Annotated in this window: 12 protein-coding genes and 1 tRNA gene; 4 read left to right on the forward strand and 9 right to left on the reverse strand. The window is 72.0% G+C overall.

Annotated elements, in window-relative coordinates; all coding sequences use genetic code 11:
* Positions 1-37: 37 nt before the first annotated feature.
* A complete protein-coding gene (locus KK617_RS05555; RefSeq protein ID WP_277498615.1) occupies positions 38-607 on the reverse strand; it encodes a GNAT family N-acetyltransferase in 570 nt (189 codons plus the stop codon).
* 203 nt (positions 608-810) lie between these two features.
* Here KK617_RS05555 and KK617_RS05560 point away from each other — a divergent pair, with 203 nt between their 5' ends.
* A complete protein-coding gene (locus KK617_RS05560; RefSeq protein WP_277498616.1) occupies positions 811-1,584 on the forward strand; it encodes a DUF554 domain-containing protein in 774 nt (257 codons plus the stop codon).
* A gap of 217 nt (positions 1,585-1,801) precedes the next feature.
* Positions 1,802-3,103 carry an ABC transporter substrate-binding protein gene (locus tag KK617_RS05565; protein WP_277498617.1) on the forward strand — a complete coding sequence of 434 codons (1,302 nt, stop codon included), beginning with the start codon at positions 1,802-1,804 and terminating at the stop codon, positions 3,101-3,103.
* A gap of 634 nt (positions 3,104-3,737) precedes the next feature.
* Here the strand turns inward: KK617_RS05565 and KK617_RS05570 are convergent.
* The 5 genes from KK617_RS05570 to KK617_RS05590 form a co-directional block, all read right to left on the reverse strand.
* Complete coding sequence (locus KK617_RS05570) at positions 3,738-4,541, reverse strand: ABC transporter ATP-binding protein (protein ID WP_277498618.1); 804 nt, start codon at positions 4,539-4,541, stop codon at positions 3,738-3,740.
* The gene (locus tag KK617_RS05575; RefSeq protein WP_277498620.1) at positions 4,541-5,476 is read right to left on the reverse strand and encodes an ABC transporter ATP-binding protein; all 936 of its coding nucleotides are present in this window, start codon (positions 5,474-5,476) and stop codon (positions 4,541-4,543) included. The genes KK617_RS05570 and KK617_RS05575 overlap by 1 nt, the downstream gene beginning before the upstream one ends.
* Entirely contained in the window at positions 5,466-6,752 is a 1,287-nt protein-coding gene (locus tag KK617_RS05580) for a DUF4190 domain-containing protein (RefSeq protein WP_277498621.1), read from the reverse strand. The genes KK617_RS05575 and KK617_RS05580 overlap by 11 nt, the downstream gene beginning before the upstream one ends.
* 55 nt (positions 6,753-6,807) lie before the next feature.
* Positions 6,808-8,154 carry a hypothetical protein gene (locus KK617_RS05585; protein WP_277498622.1) on the reverse strand — a complete coding sequence of 449 codons (1,347 nt, stop codon included), beginning with the start codon at positions 8,152-8,154 and terminating at the stop codon, positions 6,808-6,810.
* Between the two features lie 169 nt (positions 8,155-8,323).
* Positions 8,324-8,932: a response regulator gene (locus tag KK617_RS05590; RefSeq protein ID WP_277498623.1), complete on the reverse strand. Its 609-nt coding sequence runs from the start codon at positions 8,930-8,932 to the stop codon at positions 8,324-8,326.
* Between the two features lie 92 nt (positions 8,933-9,024).
* On the opposite strand from KK617_RS05590, the gene KK617_RS05595 reads away from it, so the two are divergent.
* Positions 9,025-9,110, forward strand: a tRNA-Leu gene (locus KK617_RS05595).
* Positions 9,111-9,158: 48 nt separating this feature from the next.
* Positions 9,159-9,935 (forward strand): helix-turn-helix domain-containing protein, encoded by a 777-nt coding sequence (locus tag KK617_RS05600; RefSeq protein WP_277498625.1) that lies wholly within the window; start codon positions 9,159-9,161, stop codon positions 9,933-9,935.
* 72 nt (positions 9,936-10,007) lie between these two features.
* Here KK617_RS05600 and pyk read toward each other — a convergent pair whose 3' ends face one another.
* The 3 genes from pyk to gltB form a co-directional block, all read right to left on the reverse strand.
* A complete protein-coding gene (gene pyk / locus KK617_RS05605) occupies positions 10,008-11,462 on the reverse strand; it encodes a pyruvate kinase (protein ID WP_277498626.1) in 1,455 nt (484 codons plus the stop codon).
* Between the two features lie 130 nt (positions 11,463-11,592).
* Complete coding sequence (locus KK617_RS05610; protein WP_277498627.1) at positions 11,593-13,059, reverse strand: glutamate synthase subunit beta; 1,467 nt, start codon at positions 13,057-13,059, stop codon at positions 11,593-11,595.
* Entirely contained in the window at positions 13,052-17,599 is a 4,548-nt protein-coding gene (gene gltB, locus KK617_RS05615; protein WP_277498629.1) for a glutamate synthase large subunit, read from the reverse strand. Before gltB ends, KK617_RS05610 begins: the two co-directional genes overlap by 8 nt.
* Between the last annotated feature and the right edge of the window lie 134 nt (positions 17,600-17,733).

The following is a 17,733-nucleotide window of genomic DNA, read 5'->3' on the forward strand; positions in this document are numbered from 1 at the left end:
CGCCGGTCCTGTCCGCCGGTCCTGTCCGGCGGCCCGGTCAGCCGGCGCGCGGCGTGGGGGCCTGACGGCGCGCGGAGCGCCGGGCGGCGAGCACGTGCGTCAGCTGCTGACGCCCGGCGGGCCGGGTCATCGTGGGGCGCATCGCGTTGATGCGGGCGCGCACCGCCGTGGTCGGCGCGAGGCGCAGCGAGGCGCGCGTGGCGAGCCCGAGGCGGGCCATGAAGCGGTTCGCGTCGCGGGAGGTGCTGAGCGAGGCGGTCGAGACCTGCGGGACGTCGTTCTCCTCCGCGAACGCGACCCCGGCCTCGATGAGCGAGCGGCCGACCCCGCGGCGGCGGAACTCCTCGCGCACCGTCGGCGACACGATGTGCACGACCGGCGTGAGGTTGAGCGGCGAGATGGTCGTCAGCTGCAGCAGCACGGCACCGGCGAAGTCGCCGTCGTGCTCGGCCACCACGACGCGGGTGGGACCGCCCGCCAGGGAACGCTCGACCACCTCGCCGAGGTCGACCTGGCCGTCCTCGGGCCGCACGGCGTCGCCCCACAGCTCGAGCAGGAGCGGCACGTCGTCCGGACCGGCGGCGCGGAGCAGGAGCGGTGCGGCCATCACGCGATCACCCAAGCCATCCAGTGCCTCCCAGCGATCCGGCCCGCGGCGCGGGCGGTGACGTGCGCGCATCCTCGCGCGGCACCCGTCGCGAGCCGGACGCCGGGGCCACCCTACGCTCGCCCGTGGCCGCCCGTCAGGGCGGCCGGTCAGACGCAGGAACCCCCACGGACCGCCCACGGTCCCATCCCGGAGGAGGCGCCGTGTTCACCGGCAGCGGCACGGCGGTCAACATCGTCACGGTCCTCGTGGGGTCGGGTATCGGCGTCGCCCTGGGCCACCGCCTCCCCGAGCGGGTACGCCGCGTGGTCACCGACGGTCTCGGGCTGGTCACGCTGCTGGTCGCGGGGACGGCCGCCGTCGACGTGCTCGACCCCGACCTGAGCGCGGCCACGGGCAGCGGTGCGCCGATGCTCGTCGTGCTCGGCGCCGTCCTCGTGGGCGGGATCGTCGGGGCGGCGCTCGACCTCGACGGCCGCCTCCTGGCGCTCGGCCACCTCGCGCAGCGCCGGCTCACCCGTCGTACCGCTCCCCCGGCCGGCGGGCCTGCCGACGCCCCGGAGGACGCGGACCGGTTCGCGGCGGGGTTCGTCGCCGCCTCGATCCTGTTCTGCACGGGGCCGCTCACCGTGCTCGGCTCCCTCAACGACGGGCTCGGGGCCGGCGCGGACCAGCTCTACCTCAAGGCCGTCCTGGACGGGTTCGCCGCGATCGCGTTCGCGGCGACGTTCGGCTGGGGCGTCGCGGCCAGCGCCCTCACCGTCCTCGTCGTCCAGGGCGGCCTGACGCTCGTCGGCGTGGTCGCCGGCGACGTCCTGCCCGCCGCGCACGTGGCGGCCCTCGGCGCGGTGGGCGGGGTGCTGCTCATCGGCGTCGCCCTGCGCCTGCTCGACGTCAAGCAGGTCGCGGTGGCCTCGCTGCTGCCCGCGCTCGTGGTGGCCCCCGCCCTGGTCGAGCTGGTCGTGCGGCTGCGCTGACGCCGTACCGGTCCGCCGTACCGGTCCGCCCTTCCTGCCGCCGCCCGGCCGGCCGGTCTGGTCCGCTTCGTCGCCCGCAGGCCGCCGGATGGTCACGAAACGGCCACAAATGACGGGACGTCGCGGACTCCCCCCCGCGGGCCGGTGCCGAGGGCTACCTTCCCTCCAGACCCCGGCGGTTCCCGCCGGGCGGATCCCGAGAATCCACGGAGGATTGATGAAGAGCAGGTCCACCACCTTCCGCCTCGCCGCGGTCGTGTCCGCCGGCGTGCTCGCCCTGTCCGCATGCGGCGGCAGCGACGAGGAGAACGCCGACGAGGGCAGCTCGAACGGCGGGGACAACTCCTCGGAGTCGCCCGCCGCCGAGGGCGACGGCACCCTGACCTTCGGGTCCCTGCTGCCCGAGACCGGCAGCCTCGCGTTCCTCGGCCCGCCGGAGTTCGCCGGCGTCGACCTGGCTGTCCAGGAGATCAACGAGGCCGGCGGCGTGCTCGGCCAGGACGTCGTGCACGTCCGCGGCGACTCGGGCGACGCCGACTCGGGCATCGCGCCCGCCGAGGTCGACTCGCTGCTGTCGGCCAACTCCGACGTCATCGTGGGTGCGGCCTCCTCGGGCGTCTCCATGACGGTCATCGACCAGATCATGGACGCCGGCGCGGTCATGTACTCCCCGGCCAACACCTCGACCGACTTCGACGAGGGCGACTACGCGGAGCCGGACCTCTACTTCCGCACCGCCCCCTCCGACATCCTCCAGGGTGCGGTCATGGCCAACCTCCTCATCGAGGACGGCCGCTCGAACGTCGCGATCCTGGCCCGCCAGGACGCGTACGGCGAGACGCTGGCCGAGCAGGTCCAGACCAACCTCGAGAACGCCGGCAGCTCCGTCGCCGCGACCGTGTTCTACGGCGAGAACGCCCAGTCGTTCGACTCGCAGGTCGAGGAGATCGCGGCCGCCGGCGGCGACGCGCTCCTGCTCATCGGCTTCGAGGAGACGGCCACGATCATCCCGCAGCTGATCACCGCCGGCGCCGGCCCGCAGGACCTGCCGACGTACTTCGTCGACGGCAACACGGCCGACTACTCCGCCGACTCCGACCCGTCGCTCCCCCCGGGCGTGCTCACCGGCACGAAGGGCACCATCCCCGGCGCGGACACCGCGGGCGAGTTCCAGGAGCGCCTGCTGGCGATCGACCCGGAGCTGACGTCGTTCGCGTACGCCGCCGAGTCCTACGACGCGGTCATCACCTCGGCGCTCGCCGCCATCGCCGCGGAGAGCGACGCCGGTGAGGCCATCGCCGACGCGCTCGTCGACGTGACGAAGGAGGGCACGAAGTGCATGACCTTCGCCGAGTGCGCCGAGCTCCTCGCGTCCGGCGAGGACATCGACTACGACGGTGCCTCCGGCCCCATCGAGCTCGGTGAGACGGGCAGCCCGACCGCTGCCTCGATCGGCATCTACGAGTACGACGCCGAGAACCGCAACGCCCCCGTCGACTACATCGCCGGCGAGATCTGAGCCGGTTCGACACCACGCACCACACCCCTGAGCGGGCCCGGGACCAGCTGGTCCCGGGCCCGTTCTGCGTCTGCGCCCGCAGGCCCCGCGCCGTGCGTCCTGCGGAGCGTGGGCCCGGGCGCACGGTCCGCATGACGTCCCGGCGCCCGGCGAGACGCCGCGTGCCCCGCGGCGGCGCCCCGCGCCGTACGTCATGCGGAGGGTGGGCCCGGGCGCACGGTCGGCATGACGTCTCGCGCCCACCCCGCGACCCGACAGCCCGCGCCGTGCGTCATGCGGAGGGTGGGCCCGGGCGCACGGTCGGCATGACGTCTCGCGCCCACCCCGCGACCCGACAGCCCGCGCCGTGCGTCATGCGGAGGGTGGGCCCGGGCGCACGGTCTGCATGACGTCCCGGCACCCAGCGCGACGCCGCGTGACCTGCAGCGGCGTCGTACGCCGTACGTCATGCGGAGGGTGGGCCAGGGCGCACGATGCGCATGACGTCCCGCGCACCCCGCGCGCTCCCCCGCCGCCGCCCTACCCCCGCCGCCGCCCCACCCCCGCGCCCCCACACCCGCTCCCCCACCTCCAGGTACGACGGAGGGCCCCGGTCCGCTGGTGCGGTCCGGGGCCCTCGTCGTGCGGGGTCGCGTCAGGCGGGGGTGGTGCCCTCGTCCTTCGTCTCGGCGGCGCCGAGCGTGCCCAGGTAGAGCTGGATGACCTTCGGGTCGTTCGCGAGCGAGCGGCCCGTGCCCGTGTAGGCGTTGCGGCCGTGGTCGAGCACGTAGCCGCGGTCGCAGATCTGCAGGCAGCGGCGGGCGTTCTGCTCGACCATGATCACGGAGACGCCGGCGCGGTTGATGTTGCGCGTCTGCACGAACACCTCGTCCTGCAGCACCGGCGAGAGGCCGGCCGACGGCTCGTCGAGCAGCAGCACCGACGGGGCCATCATGAGCGCGCGGCCCATGGCCACCATCTGGCGCTCGCCACCCGACAGGGAGCCGGCGCGCTGCTTCCGGCGCTCGCCGAGGCGCGGGAAGATGTCGGTCACGAAGTCGAAGCGCTCGGTGAACTTCTTCGGCGCCTGGTAGCAGCCCATCTCGAGGTTCTCCTCGATGGTCAGGCTGGGGAACACGTTGTTCGTCTGCGGGACGAAGCCGATGCCCGCCGTGACGAGCTGGTCGGCGCGCTTGTTGGTGATGTCGCGGCCCTCGAGGGTGACGGAACCGCTGCGCACGTTGACCAGGCCGAAGAGCGCCTTGAGCAGCGTCGACTTGCCGGCGCCGTTCGGGCCGATGATGCCGACGAGCTCGCCCTTGTTGCAGTAGAGGTCGGCCCCGTTGAGGATGTTGACGCCCGGCAGGTAGCCGCCGGTGAGGTCGTCGGCGCGGAGGATCGCGTCGCCCGCCGCGGCGAGGTGCGCCTCGCGCTCCGGCGTCGTGGTCGCAGCGCTCATCAGTGCTTCTCCTCCTCGTTGACGGCCTCGATCTCCGCGTTGGCCTCGGCCTCGAGCGCGGCCTCGTCCATCTCGCTGAGGTCGGTGTCGTGGTGGGCGCCGAGGTAGGCGTCGATCACGGCCTGGTTCTGCATGACCCGGTCGGGCGTGCCCTCGGCGACGATCCGGCCCTGCGCCATGACGATGACCCAGTCGGAGATGTCGCGGACCATGTCCATGTCGTGCTCGACGAACAGCACGGTGCGGCCCTCGTCGCGCAGCGACTTCACGTGGCCGAGCAGCGACTGCTTGAGGGCCGGGTTCACGCCGGCCATGGGCTCGTCGAGCATGATCAGCTCGGGGTCGACCATGAGGGCGCGGGCCATCTCGAGCAGCTTGCGCTGGCCGCCCGAGAGCGAGCCCGCGAAGTCCTCGCGCTTGGCGTCGAGCTTGAACCGGCGCAGCAGGTCGTCGGCCCGCACCGTGTTCTCCGCCTCCTGCTTCTTCCACAGGAAGGGGAACGCCGCCTGCCACATGCGCTCACCGCGCTGGCCCGTCGCGCCGAGGCGCATGTTCTCGATAACGGTCAGCTTGGCGAGCACCTTCGTGAGCTGGAAGGTGCGCACCATCCCGAGCCGCGCGACCTTGTACGGCGCCACGCGCTGCAGGGAGCGCCCGTTGAAGCTCCACTTGCCCTCGTCGGGCACGTCGAAGCCGGTGAGCAGGTTGAACAGCGTCGTCTTGCCCGCGCCGTTGGGCCCGATGAGGGCCGTGATCGCGCCGCGCTGGATCTCGATGTGGTCGACGTCGACGGCCTTCAGGCCGCCGAACTGACGCGTGATGCTGTCCCCGACGATGATCGGGTCCGGCTTGGGCGAGCCCGGCTCGCTGCCGACGCCCGACAGGTCGGGGCGCGGGCGCGGCTGGACGGAGGTGCTGGCGAGTTCAGCGGCCATCGATCGCGATCTCCCTTCGGTCACCGAAGATCCCCTGGGGACGGAAGATCATCAGCAGCATGAGTCCGAGGCCCGTCGCGATGAAGCGCACGAGGCTCGCCTGGGTGTTGTCCATGAACCAGTCCGGCATGAGCGGGCTGGGGCCCGACGTCGCCTGGTCGAAGAAGTCGCCGAGACCGGCGATGAGGAACCAGAGGATCATCGCGCCGACGACCGGGCCGAGCACGCGCGCGGCCCCGCCGATCAGCAGCGCGGTGAACGCCAGGAACGTCATGTTGGTGGAGTAGTCGCTCGGCACGACCGAGGCCTGCTTGAGGGCCAGGAAGAGACCCGCCAGACCACCGAAGACGCCACCGAGGACCAGCGCCTGCATCTTGTAGGCGAAGACGTTCTTGCCGAGCGAGCGCACGGCCTCCTCGTCCTCGCGGATGGAGCGGAGCACGCGGCCCCAGGGGCTGCGCATGAGCGCCCACACGAGGAGGCAGCACAGGGCGACGAGCGTCCAGCCGACGACCATGGACCACAGGTCGCGGGCGCTGAACGAGACGATGCCGAGGTCGAGCCGCTCGCTGAACGGGTTCATGTCCTGGTAGGTGCCGGCGAAGCCGTTGAGGCCGTTCGAGCCGCCGAACACGTCCTTGGTCTCGACCGCGCCGAACACGAGCCGCAGGATCTCGGCGGTCGCGATGGTGGCGATGGCGAGGTAGTCGGCCCGCAACCTCAGTGTCGGCAGGCCGAGCACGATCGCGAGGGCCACGGGCGCGAGCAGGGCGATGAGGACGCCCATCCAGAACGGCAGGTCCCACGTCACGACGCTGACCGCGAGGCCGTAGGCACCCACGGCCATGAAGCCGGCCTGGCCGAAGTTCAGCAGGCCCGTGTAGCCGAAGTGGACGTTGAGGCCGATGGCCGCGAGCGCGTAGACGATCGCGTTGGGGCCGAACGCCTGGTTGAGGGCCGTGCGGAACACCCCGGTCAGCTCGACGTCGGAGATCCCGGCGGTGAAGCCGATGATCAGCCAGAGCACGAGGTAGACGGTGCCGATGACGCCGAGGACCTGGCCGGCGATCGCGAGGCCGCGACCGCCCTGCCTGCCGTCGGACGCCTCGATCTCGCGCACGGCCTTGCGGCCGGCGAGCCAGGCGAAGGGCGAGGTGAAGCCGAAGGCCAGGGTGATGCCGAGGATGCCGAGGACCACGGAGGTCACGGCGCCGCGGTTGTTCTGCTGCGCCACGACCGGGGCAGCGGGCTTCGCCGTGGTCGAGGTGTCGCTCATGCGTTGCTCCGATCGTGGGCGGCGGGCGAGGGGACGGTCGAGGTGGACATGGCCGTCACCCGATCCGCTCGCGGCGACCGAGGATGCCCTGCGGCCGGATCAGCAGGACGAGGATGAGGACGACGAGCGCGCCGACCTCCTTGATCGACGACGGCACCCCGAACAGCGGGCCGACCTCGACCATGATGCCGATGACCATCGAGCCGAACAGCGCGCCCCAGATGGTGCCGAGGCCGCCGAGGGTGACCGCCGCGAACACCAGCAGCAGCAGCTTGAAGCCCATGAGGAAGTTGATCTGGCTGTTGATCGCGAGGAGCACGCCGGCGAGGCCCGTCAGGGCGGTGCCGAGCACCCAGACCGAGCTGATGACCCGGTCGACCTTGAGGCCCGAGGACGCCGACAGCGCGGGGTTGTCGGAGACCGCCCGCATGGCCTTGCCCATCCGGGTGCGCATCAGGGCGATGCAGACGACCACGATGGTGACGACCGAGATCCCGATGATCGCGATCTCCTTGTCGGCCAGGCTGACGATGCCGTAGTCGGTGCGCGCCTGGCTCACGTACTCGCTCAGCGACTTGCGCGAGCTGCCGATCGAGTACTGGTAGAGGTTGCGCAGCAGCAGGCTGAGGCCGATGGACACGATCATCATGGCGATGAGACCGGTCCCCCGCCGTCGCAGCGGGCGCCACAGGCCCCGGTCCTGCGCCCAGCCGAACGCCGCGGAGACGACCACCGCGACCACGCCGGCCAGCACGACCGGCATGCCGAGGCCGCGGTTGGCGACGTACGTCGCGAGCGCCCCGAACGTGATGAGCTCACCGTGCGCGAAGTTCGTCAGACCCGTGGTGCCGAAGATCAGCGAGAGGCCCAGGGCGGCCAGCGCCACGATGAGCCCGAACTTCACGCCCGAGACGAGGCTGGTCGTGAGCCGGTCCGCGAACGAGACCGACTCGACCTCCTGCACGCCGATCGGGAACAGGCCGCCGTTGGCGCCGTTGATGCGGGCGATGATGGTGATCTCGGACTTCGTGTCGTCGCCCAGCTCGATGCCGTCGGGCAGGGAGTCCTCGTCGAGCGTGACGGTGTAGGTGCCCAGCTCGGGGATCGGCACGATGACGACGCCGTCGGGGTCGGTCTGCGCCGACCCGATCTCCTCGCCGCCCTCCGACTCCACCGTCAGCGTCACCCCGGCGACCGGCTCGTCGGCGGCCTCGTCGAGCAGGCGCACCCGCACGTACGGACCGTCGGCCGGCGGCTGGGCCGCCGGGGCCGTGGTCTCGACGGATCCGGGCTCGCTCGTGGCGCCGGCACCGGGGGACGGCGTGGGTGCGTCCGTCTCCTCGGCGGCATGGGCGGCGCTGAGCGGAAGCATCAGCACCACGAGCAGGGCGAGAAGCGCCATGAAACGCATTCGCACGCGGTGACTCCTGTCGTTGGAGCGCGCTGCGCGCTCGTCGGTCGGGACACCCTAACGGCGCCGACGACGCCTCAACGCGGGTTTGGGACCCCCGGAGGTAACAGTTCAGTCTCCGACCGTGATCGGTACGGCGGACGCGGCCACCGCGGGCCCGCTACGCGGTGCCGGACGCCCCCGGGCCGTGCGCGACGACGCCCTCGGCCACCTGCCGCATCGACAGGCGCAGGTCCATCGCCGTCTTCTGGATCCACCGGAACGCGTCCGGCTCCGAGAGCCCGAGGTCCTTCTGCAGCACGCCCTTGGCGCGGTCGACGGCCTTGCGGGTCTCGAGCCGCTCCGTGAGGTCGCCGACCTCCTGTTCGAGCTGGCTGAGCTCGGCGAAGCGGCTGACGGCCATCTCGATCGCCGGCACCAGGTCGGTGGCCGAGAACGGCTTCACGAGGTACGCCATCGCCCCGGCGTCGCGCGCCCGCTCCACGAGCTCCCGCTGGGAGAACGCCGTGAGGATGACGACCGGGGCGATGCGCTGCGCGGCGATCCGCTCCGCCGCCGCGATGCCGTCGAGGACGGGCATCTTGACGTCGAGCACGACCAGGTCGGGGCGCAGCTCCTCGGCGAGCTCGATCGCCTTCTGCCCGTCGCCGGCCTCGCCGACGACCTCGTACCCCTCGTCGGCCAGCATCTCGGCGAGGTCCATGCGGATGAGCGCCTCGTCCTCGGCGATCACGACGCGTCGGCGGGCACCCGGGGCTTGATCGGTCACGGGGTGAAGGCTAGCCCTCGGCAGCGGCGTCCGAGACCGTACGTCTCGCGGAGAGGCGGGGCTCACGCTGCGGTAGGGTCTGCGTCTGCCTGGCCGGGTTGGCGGAACGGCAGACGCGATGGTCTCAAACACCATTGTCCGAGAGGGCGTGTGGGTTCGAGTCCCACACCCGGCACCAGGCGACACCCGCTCCCGGACGGTCGGCGGTCGCCTACACACTCGTGCCGTGCACGTTCGCCCGACCGACACCGTCGCCTCCGCGCTGGCAGCGATGCGCGCGGGAGTCCCGGACGCGGCGAACGCGCGCAAGCACGGCGTGGCGCCGGGGACGATCCGCCGGTGGCGGCGCCTCTACCTCGAGCAAGGGCGTCCCCGCGGCCAGACCCACCTCACCGCCCGGTGTCCGCGGTGCGACGCCGTCCCGCTGGACGGCGCTGCGTACGCCGAGCTGTTGGGGTGGTACCTCGGCGACGGTCACGTCTCCCGGGGACGCCGCGACGTGTACGCGCTCCACGTGATCAACGACCTCAGCTACCCGGTCGCGAACGCGCGGATCCAGGACCTGATGCGGGCCGTCAAGCCCGGGAGCCGACCCCACACCCGGGACCGACCGGGGTCGGTCATCACCACCGTCTCGTGGAAGCACTGGCCCTGCCTGCTCCCCCAGCACGGTCCGGGGCGGAAGCACGAGCGCCCGATCGTGCTCGAGGCGTGGCAGCGGGAGGTCGTCGAGCGCCACCCGAGCGACTTCCTGCGGGGTCTGCTGCACTCCGACGGCGCGCGGGTGCGCAACTGGGCGGCCCGGGTCGTGGCCGGCGAGCAGCGCCGCTACGACTACCCGCGCTGGCAGTTCGTCAACGCGTCGGCCGACATCCGCGCGCTCTGCTGCTGGGCGCTGGACCTCGTGGGTGTGGACTGGCGGGCGTCCGGGCCCCGCACGATCAGCGTGTCCCGCCGCGAGGCCGTCGCCCGCCTCGACGACCTCGTCGGGCCGAAGGCCTGAGCGCACCCGCGACGCAGCACGGCCCCGGGGACCACCCGGGGCCGTGCTGCGTCGCGCTGGGAGCGTGGAGGATCAGGCGGGCGCGGACCGGCGGTACGCCGGAGCGACCTCGTTGATCGCGTCGCCCATCTGGTGCACGCGCAGCGCGTTGGTCGAGCCGGGGATGCCGGGCGGGGCGCCGGCGATGATGACGACCAGGTCGCCCTCCTTGACGCGCTCGATGCGCAGCAGCGCCTCGTCGACCTGCCGCACCATCTCGTCGGTGTGCTCGACCTGCGCGGTCTTGAACGTCTCCACGCCCCAGGTCGCGGCCAGCTGCGAGCGGGTCGACGCGAGCGGGGTGAACGCCAGGATGGGGATGGGACCGCGGTAGCGGGCCAGGCGCCGGGCCGAGTCGCCGCTCTGCGTGAACGCCACGAGGTACTTCGCGCCGACGCGCTCCGCGACCTGCGCCGCGGCGAGCGCGATGATGCCGCCCTTGGTGTGGGGGTCCCAGTCGATGGCGCGGATGTCGGCGGCCGCGTGGCGGTCGGCGCTCTCGATGATGCGGGCCATGGTCTCGACGGCGGTCACGGGGTACTCCCCCACGCTCGTCTCCCCCGACAGCATGACGGCGTCCGCGCCGTCGAGCACGGCGTTGGCGACGTCGGAGGCCTCGGCACGCGTCGGGGCCGGGGCGCCGATCATCGACTCGAGCATCTGCGTCGCCACGATGACGGGCTTGGCGTTGCGGCGGGCCAGGTCGACGATCCGCTTCTGGTGGAACGGCACGTCCTCCAGCGGGCACTCCACGCCGAGGTCGCCGCGCGCCACCATGAAGGCGTCGAACGCGTCGATGATCTCCTCGAGGTTGTCGATCGCCTGCGGCTTCTCGATCTTGGCGATGATGGGGACGCTGCGCCCCTCCTCGGCCATGATCGCGCGCACGTCCTCGGCGTCCGCGGCGGAGCGCACGAAGCTGAGCGCCACCATGTCCACGCCGATCCGCAGCGCCCAGCGCAGGTCCGCCACGTCCTTCTCCGACAGCGCCGGCACCGAGACGGCCACGCCGGGCAGGTTGATGCCCTTGTGGTTCGAGACCCGGCCGCCGACCAGCACCTCGACCTCGACGTCGGTCTCGGTGGTCGACACGACCCGCATGCGGACCTTGCCGTCGTCGATGAGGAGCGCGTCACCCGGCTTCACGTCGCCGGGCAGACCCTTGTACGTCGTGCCGCAGATCGAGGCGTCGCCGTCGACGTCGCGGGTGGTGATCGTCCAGCTCTGACCGCGGCGCAGCAGCACCGGGCCGTCGGAAAACGTCTCCAGGCGGATCTTCGGACCCTGCAGGTCGGCGAGGATGCCCACCCCCCGGCCGCTGGCGTCGGACGCCTGGCGGACGTGCTGGTAGACCTGCTCGTGATCCGCGTAGGCACCGTGGCTCATGTTCAGGCGCGCCACGTCCATGCCGGCGTACACCAGCTCCTGGACACGGCGGGCGGAGGAGGTCGCGGGACCCAACGTACAAACGATCTTGGCTCTGCGCACGAGGCAACGGTACTGCCGACCACCCGCACGGGTGACACTGGTCTGGATCGTTCAAATGAACTTCACAGCAACGCAACGGGGCCGGGACCCCGGAGGGGGTCCCGGCCCCGTGGGCGGGTGCAGCGCTCGCTCACACGACCAGCGGTCGCTCCGTCGACTTGATGGGCGCCGGGAGCGACGTCGAGCCCGTCAGGTACTCGTCCACCGCCGCCGCGGCCGCACGCCCCTCGGCGATCGCCCAGACGATGAGTGACTGGCCGCGGCCGGCGTCACCGGCCGCGAACACGCCCTCGACCGAGGTCCGGTACGTCGGGTCCCGCTTCACGTTGCGCCGCTCGTCGAGCTCCAGCCCGAGCTGCGCGACGACCGAGTCGGTCTCCGGTCCGGTGAAGCCCATCGCAAAGAGCACCAGCTCGGCAGGGATCTCTCGCTCGGAGCCCTCGACCTCGACGAACCGGCCGTCCTCGAAGCGGACGTCGACGAGCAGGAGCGCACGTACGTTGCCGTCCTCGTCGCCGCGGAACTCCTTGGTGGAGACGCCGTAGACCCGGTCGCCGCCCTCCTCGTGGGCCGAGGAGACACGGAAGAGCGCGGGATACGTCGGCCACGGCTGCGCGCTCGGGCGGTCGCCGCCCGGCTGCGGCATGATCTCGAGCTGCGTGATGGACGCGGCGCCCTGGCGGATGGACGTTCCGAGGCAGTCCGCGCCCGTGTCGCCGCCGCCGATGATGACGACGTTCTTGCCGTCGGCGCGCACCTGGCCCTCGACGGTCTCCCCGACCGCGACCCGGTTGGCCTGCGGCAGGAAGTCCATCGCCTGGTGGATGCCGCCGAGCTCGCGCCCCGGGACCGGCAGGTCGCGCGGGATCGTCGACCCGGTGGCCAGCACGACGGCGTCGTAGCGGGCCCGCAGGTCGTCACCGGTCACGTCCGTGCCCACGTCGACGCCCGTGCGGAACACGGTGCCCTCGCGGCGCATCTGGTCGAGGCGGCGGTCGACGTGCTGCTTCTCCATCTTGAACTCGGGGATGCCGTAGCGCAGCAGGCCGCCGATGCGGTCGGAGCGCTCGTAGACCGCGACGGTGTGGCCGGCGCGGGTCAGCTGCTGTGCGGCGGCCAGGCCCGCGGGGCCCGAACCGACGACGGCGACGGTCTTGCCCGACAGCCACTCGGGCGGCTGCGGCTTGACGTAGCCGGCCTCCCACGCGCGGTCGATGATCGAGACCTCGACGTTCTTGATCGTCACCGGGTCCTGGTTGATGCCCAGCACGCAGGCGGTCTCGCAGGGCGCCGGACAGAGGCGACCGGTGAACTCCGGGAAGTTGTTCGTGGCGTGCAGCCGCTCGATCGCCTCCTCCCAGTCGTCGCGCCAGACCAGGTCGTTCCACTCCGGGATGATGTTGCCCAGCGGGCAGCCTTGGTGGCAGAACGGGATGCCGCAGTCCATGCAGCGACCGGCCTGCGGCGTGATGATCGGCAGCAGCGCCCGACCGATGCCGTCGGGGTACACCTCGTTCCAGTCGTTGACGCGCTCCTCGACGGGACGACGGGTCGCGACCTTGCGGCCCTCCTTGAGGAAGCCCTTCGGGTCAGCCATGCAGCACCTCCATGATCCGGGCGGCCGTCTGGTCCTCGTCGAGGCCCTCGGCTTCCGCAGCGGCACGGGCGTCGAGCACCCGCTTGTAGTCACGCGGCATCACCTCGGTGAAGCGCGCCAGCGACGCGGGCCAGTCGGCGAGCAGCTGCTCGGCGACCACGGACCCGGTCTCCTCGAAGAACGTGCGGACGTGGCCGTGGAGCTCCTCGGCCGCGTCACCCTCGACCGGGCGGAGGTCCACCAGCTCGCCGTTGACCCGCCACGGCTTGAGGTCGAGCACCCACGCGATGCCGCCCGACATGCCGGCCGCGAAGTTGCGGCCCGTCTTGCCGAGCACCACCACGCGACCGCCGGTCATGTACTCGCAGGCGTGGTCGCCCACGCCCTCGGTGACGACGACCGCGCCGGAGTTGCGCACGCAGCAGCGCTCGCCCACCCCGCCGCGGATGAAGATCTCGCCCAACGTGGCGCCGTACGCGATCGTGTTGCCCGCGATGATCTGCTCGTCGGAGGCGAACGTCGCGGCACGATCCGGGCGGATGACGAGGCGACCGCCCGAGAGGCCCTTGCCCACGTAGTCGTTGCCGTCGCCCTCGAGGCGCAGCGTCACGCCGCGGGGGACGAAGGCGCCGAACGACTGCCCCGCCGAGCCGGTCAGGGTGATGTCGATCGTGCCGTCGGGCAGGCCCTCGCCGCGGTAGCGCTTCGTCACCTCGTGGCCCAGCATCGTGCCGACCGTGCGGTTGACGTTGCGCACCGCCACCTGGGCGCGGACGGGCTCGCCGCTCTCGAGCGCGGGACGCGCGATCGCGATGAGCTCGTTGTCGAGCGCCTTCTCCAGCGCGTGGTCCTGCGTCTTCGTGCAGCGCAGGTCCTGCTCGGGGAACGCCGTGGTGTCGGGCTCGTGGAGGATCGGCGTCAGGTCGAGACCGGCCGCCTTCCAGTGGTCCACGGCCTGCGCCACGTCGAGCGCACCGACCTGGCCGACGGCCTCGTCGATGCTGCGGAAGCCCAGCTGCGCCAGGTACTCCCGCACCTCCTCGGCGATGTAGGTGAAGAAGTTGACGACGTACTCGGCCTTGCCGCTGAAGCGCTCGCGCAGCACCGGGTTCTGCGTCGCGACGCCCACGGGGCAGGTGTCGAGGTGGCAGACCCGCATCATGATGCAGCCCGAGACGACGAGCGGCGCAGTGGCGAAGCCGAACTCCTCGGCGCCCAGCAGGGCGGCGATGACGACGTCGCGACCGGTCTTGAGCTGGCCGTCGGCCTGCACCACGATCCGGTCCCGCAGGCCGTTGATGAGCAGCGTCTGCTGGGCCTCGGCCAGGCCGAGCTCCCACGGGCCGCCCGCGTGCTTGAGCGACGTCAGCGGGGACGCGCCGGTGCCGCCGTCGTGACCGGAGATGAGCACGACGTCCGCGTGCGCCTTCGAGACGCCCGTGGCGACGGTGCCGACGCCGACCTCGGAGACGAGCTTCACGTGGACCCGCGCCGCCGGGTTGGCGTTCTTGAGGTCGTGGATCAGCTGGGCGAGGTCCTCGATCGAGTAGATGTCGTGGTGCGGCGGCGGGGAGATCAGGCCCACGCCGGGCGTGCTGTGCCGCGTCCGCGCCACCCACGGGTAGACCTTGTGGCCGGGCAGCTGGCCGCCCTCGCCGGGCTTCGCGCCCTGCGCCATCTTGATCTGGATGTCGTCCGCGTTCGTCAGGTACTCGCTCGTGACGCCGAAGCGCCCCGAGGCGACCTGCTTGATCGAGCTGCGGCGCTCCGGGTCGTGCAGGCGGTCCGGGTCCTCGCCGCCCTCACCGGTGTTCGACTTTCCGCCGAGCCGGTTCATGGCGATCGCGAGGGTCTCGTGCGCCTCCTGCGAGATGGAGCCGTACGACATCGCGCCGGTGGAGAACCGCTTGACGATCTCCGAGACCGGCTCGACCTCCTCGACGGGGATCGGCTGGCGGCCGGTCGCGCCGGCGTCCTTGAACCGGAAGAGCCCGCGCAGCGTCATGAGCCGCTCGGACTGCTCGTCCACCCGGCTCGTGTACTGCTTGAACACGTCGTACCGGCCCGCGCGCGTCGAGTGCTGCAGGCGGAACACGGTCTCGGGGTCGAACAGGTGCGGCTCGCCCTCGCGGCGCCACTGGTACTCGCCGCCGATGGCCAGCTCGCGGTGCGACGGGGCCACCCCGCTGGGGGGGTACGCCGCGGCGTGGCGCCGCGCGACCTCCTCGGCGACCGTGTCGATGCCGATGCCGCCGAGCTTGGAGGTGGTGCCGACGAAGTACTCGTCCACCAGCTCCTGCGAGAGACCGACGGCCTCGAAGATCTGCGCACCCGTGTAGGACGCGACCGTCGAGACGCCGATCTTGCTCATCACCTTGAGGACGCCCTTGCCGAGCGCCTTCACGAGGTGCTTGACCGCGACCTCGGGCTCGGTCTTGACGTAGTACCCCGCCCGCGCCAGGTCCTCGACGGACTCCATGGCGAGGTAGGGGTTGACGGCGGCCGCGCCGTACCCGACGAGCAGCGCGACGTGGTGCACCTCGCGCACGTCGCCGGCCTCGACGAGCAGGCCGACCTGGGTGCGGGTCTTCTCGCGCACCAGGTGGTGGTGCACGGCGCCCGTGAGCAGCAGCGACGGGATCGGGGCCAGCTCGCGGGTGGAGTGGCGGTCCGAGAGCACGATGATGCGCGCGCCGTCGGCGATGGCGGCGCTGACCTCGGCGCAGATCTCGCGCAGGCGGGCGGCCATCGCCGCGCCGCCGCCCTCGACCGGGTAGAGGCCGCGGGAGACGTGCGTGACGAAGCCGGGGTGCTCGCCGTCGCGGTTGATGTGGCGGATCTTCGCCAGCTCGTCGTTGTCGATGACGGGGAACGGCAGCACGACCTGGCGGCACGAGTCCGGACCCGGCTCGAGCAGGTTGGCCTCCGGGCCGATGGAGCCGTTGAGCGAGGTGACGAGCTCCTCGCGGATGGCGTCCAGCGGCGGGTTGGTCACCTGCGCGAACAGCTGGGAGAAGTAGTCGAACAGCAGCCGCGGCTTCTCGCTCAGCGCCGCGATCGGGGTGTCGGTGCCCATCGAGCCGATCGGCTCGGCGCCGGCGTTGGCCATCGGCGCCAGGAGGACGCGGAGCTCCTCCTCGGTGTAGCCGAAGACCTGCTGGCGGCGGGTGACCGAGGCGTGCGTGTGCACGACGTGCTCGCGCTCCGGCACGTCCTTGAGGTGCACGAGGCCGTCGGCCAGCCACTCGGCGTACGGCTGCTCGGCCGCGAGGCCGGACTTGATCTCCTCGTCCTCCACGATCCGGTGCTCGGCCGTGTCGACGAGGAACATCTTGCCGGGCTGCAGGCGACCCTTGCGCACGATCGTGGCGGGGTCGATGTCGAGCACGCCGACCTCGGAGGCCAGGACGACGAGACCGTCGTCCGTGACCCAGAAGCGCGAGGGACGCAGGCCGTTGCGGTCGAGCGTCGCGCCGATCTGCGTGCCGTCGGTGAAGACGACGCAGGCCGGGCCGTCCCACGGCTCCATCATCGTGGAGTGGAACTCGTAGAAGGCCCGCTTGGCCTCGTCCATCTCCCCGTGGTTCTCCCACGCCTCCGGGATCATCATGAGCACGGAGTGCGGCAGGCTGCGGCCACCGAGGTGGAGCAGCTCGAGGACCTCGTCGAACGACGCGGAGTCCGAGGCGCCCGGGGTGCAGATCGGGAAGAGCCGGTCGAGGTCGCCCGGGATGGCGTCGGAGGCCAGGAGGGCCTCGCGCGCACGCATCCAGTTGCGGTTGCCCATGACCGTGTTGATCTCGCCGTTGTGGGCGATGAAGCGGAACGGGTGCGCCAGCGGCCAGCTCGGGAACGTGTTCGTCGAGAAGCGCGAGTGCACCACGCCGATCGCCGACGCCATGCGCTCGTCGACCAGGTCGGGGAAGAAGTGGTCGAGCTGGTCGGTCGTGAGCATGCCCTTGTAGACGAGCGTGCGCGACGACAGCGACGGGAAGTAGGCCTGGGCCTCCCGCTCGGCGCGCTTGCGCAGGCAGAACGCGAGCCGCTCCAGGCCCATGCCGGACACCGAGCGGTCGACGGGCGCCACGAAGAGCTGGCTGAACGTCGGCATGACGCCGAGCGCCATCGAGCCGAGCACCGCCGGCTCCACCGGCACGTCGCGCCAGCCGAGGACCTCGAGACCCTCCTGGGTCGCGATCTCCTCGATGGTGGTGCGCGCCTTGGCCAGGTCGTCGCCCTCGCGCGGCAGGAAGCCGGTGCCGACGGCGTACGCGCCGACGGCCGGCAGGTCGAAGTCCACGACGGCGCGCAGGAACGCGTCGGGGACCTGGAGCAGGATGCCGGCGCCGTCGCCGGAGTTGACCTCCGCGCCGGCGGCGCCGCGGTGGTCGAGGTTGCGCAGCGCCTGCAGGGCCTTGGCCACGATGTCGTGGCTGGCCTCGCCGGTCATGGTGGCCACGAAGGCGACACCACAGGCGTCGTGCTCGAACCGCGGGTCGTAGAGCCCTTGGGCCTCGGGGATCGCGTGCGAGATGGGCACGTGGACATCTCCCGTCGTCGGGGCCCGGCGGGCGTGGGGGCGCGCCGGGCGATCACTGGTGCGGGGTGGTCGTGGCGTCGCGCGACGCGGCAGCGCATGGCTGTCGTGCCGGCTGGGTGCGAGGCCCCGGGCCC

The organism is Nocardioides sp. ChNu-99 (assembly GCF_029493445.1).
Taxonomy (GTDB): domain Bacteria; phylum Actinomycetota; class Actinomycetes; order Propionibacteriales; family Nocardioidaceae; genus Nocardioides.

Coding starts and splice junctions, on each gene's coding strand:
- KK617_RS05555 (WP_277498615.1), bottom strand. CDS start 607: ATGGCCGCACCGCTCCTGCTCCGCGCCGCCGGTCCGGACGACGTGCCG.
- KK617_RS05565 (WP_277498617.1), top strand. CDS start 1,802: ATGAAGAGCAGGTCCACCACCTTCCGCCTCGCCGCGGTCGTGTCCGCC.
- KK617_RS05570 (WP_277498618.1), bottom strand. CDS start 4,541: ATGAGCGCTGCGACCACGACGCCGGAGCGCGAGGCGCACCTCGCCGCG.
- KK617_RS05575 (WP_277498620.1), bottom strand. CDS start 5,476: ATGGCCGCTGAACTCGCCAGCACCTCCGTCCAGCCGCGCCCGCGCCCC.
- KK617_RS05580 (WP_277498621.1), bottom strand. CDS start 6,752: ATGAGCGACACCTCGACCACGGCGAAGCCCGCTGCCCCGGTCGTGGCG.
- KK617_RS05585 (WP_277498622.1), bottom strand. CDS start 8,154: ATGGCGCTTCTCGCCCTGCTCGTGGTGCTGATGCTTCCGCTCAGCGCC.
- KK617_RS05610 (WP_277498627.1), bottom strand. CDS start 13,059: ATGGCTGACCCGAAGGGCTTCCTCAAGGAGGGCCGCAAGGTCGCGACC.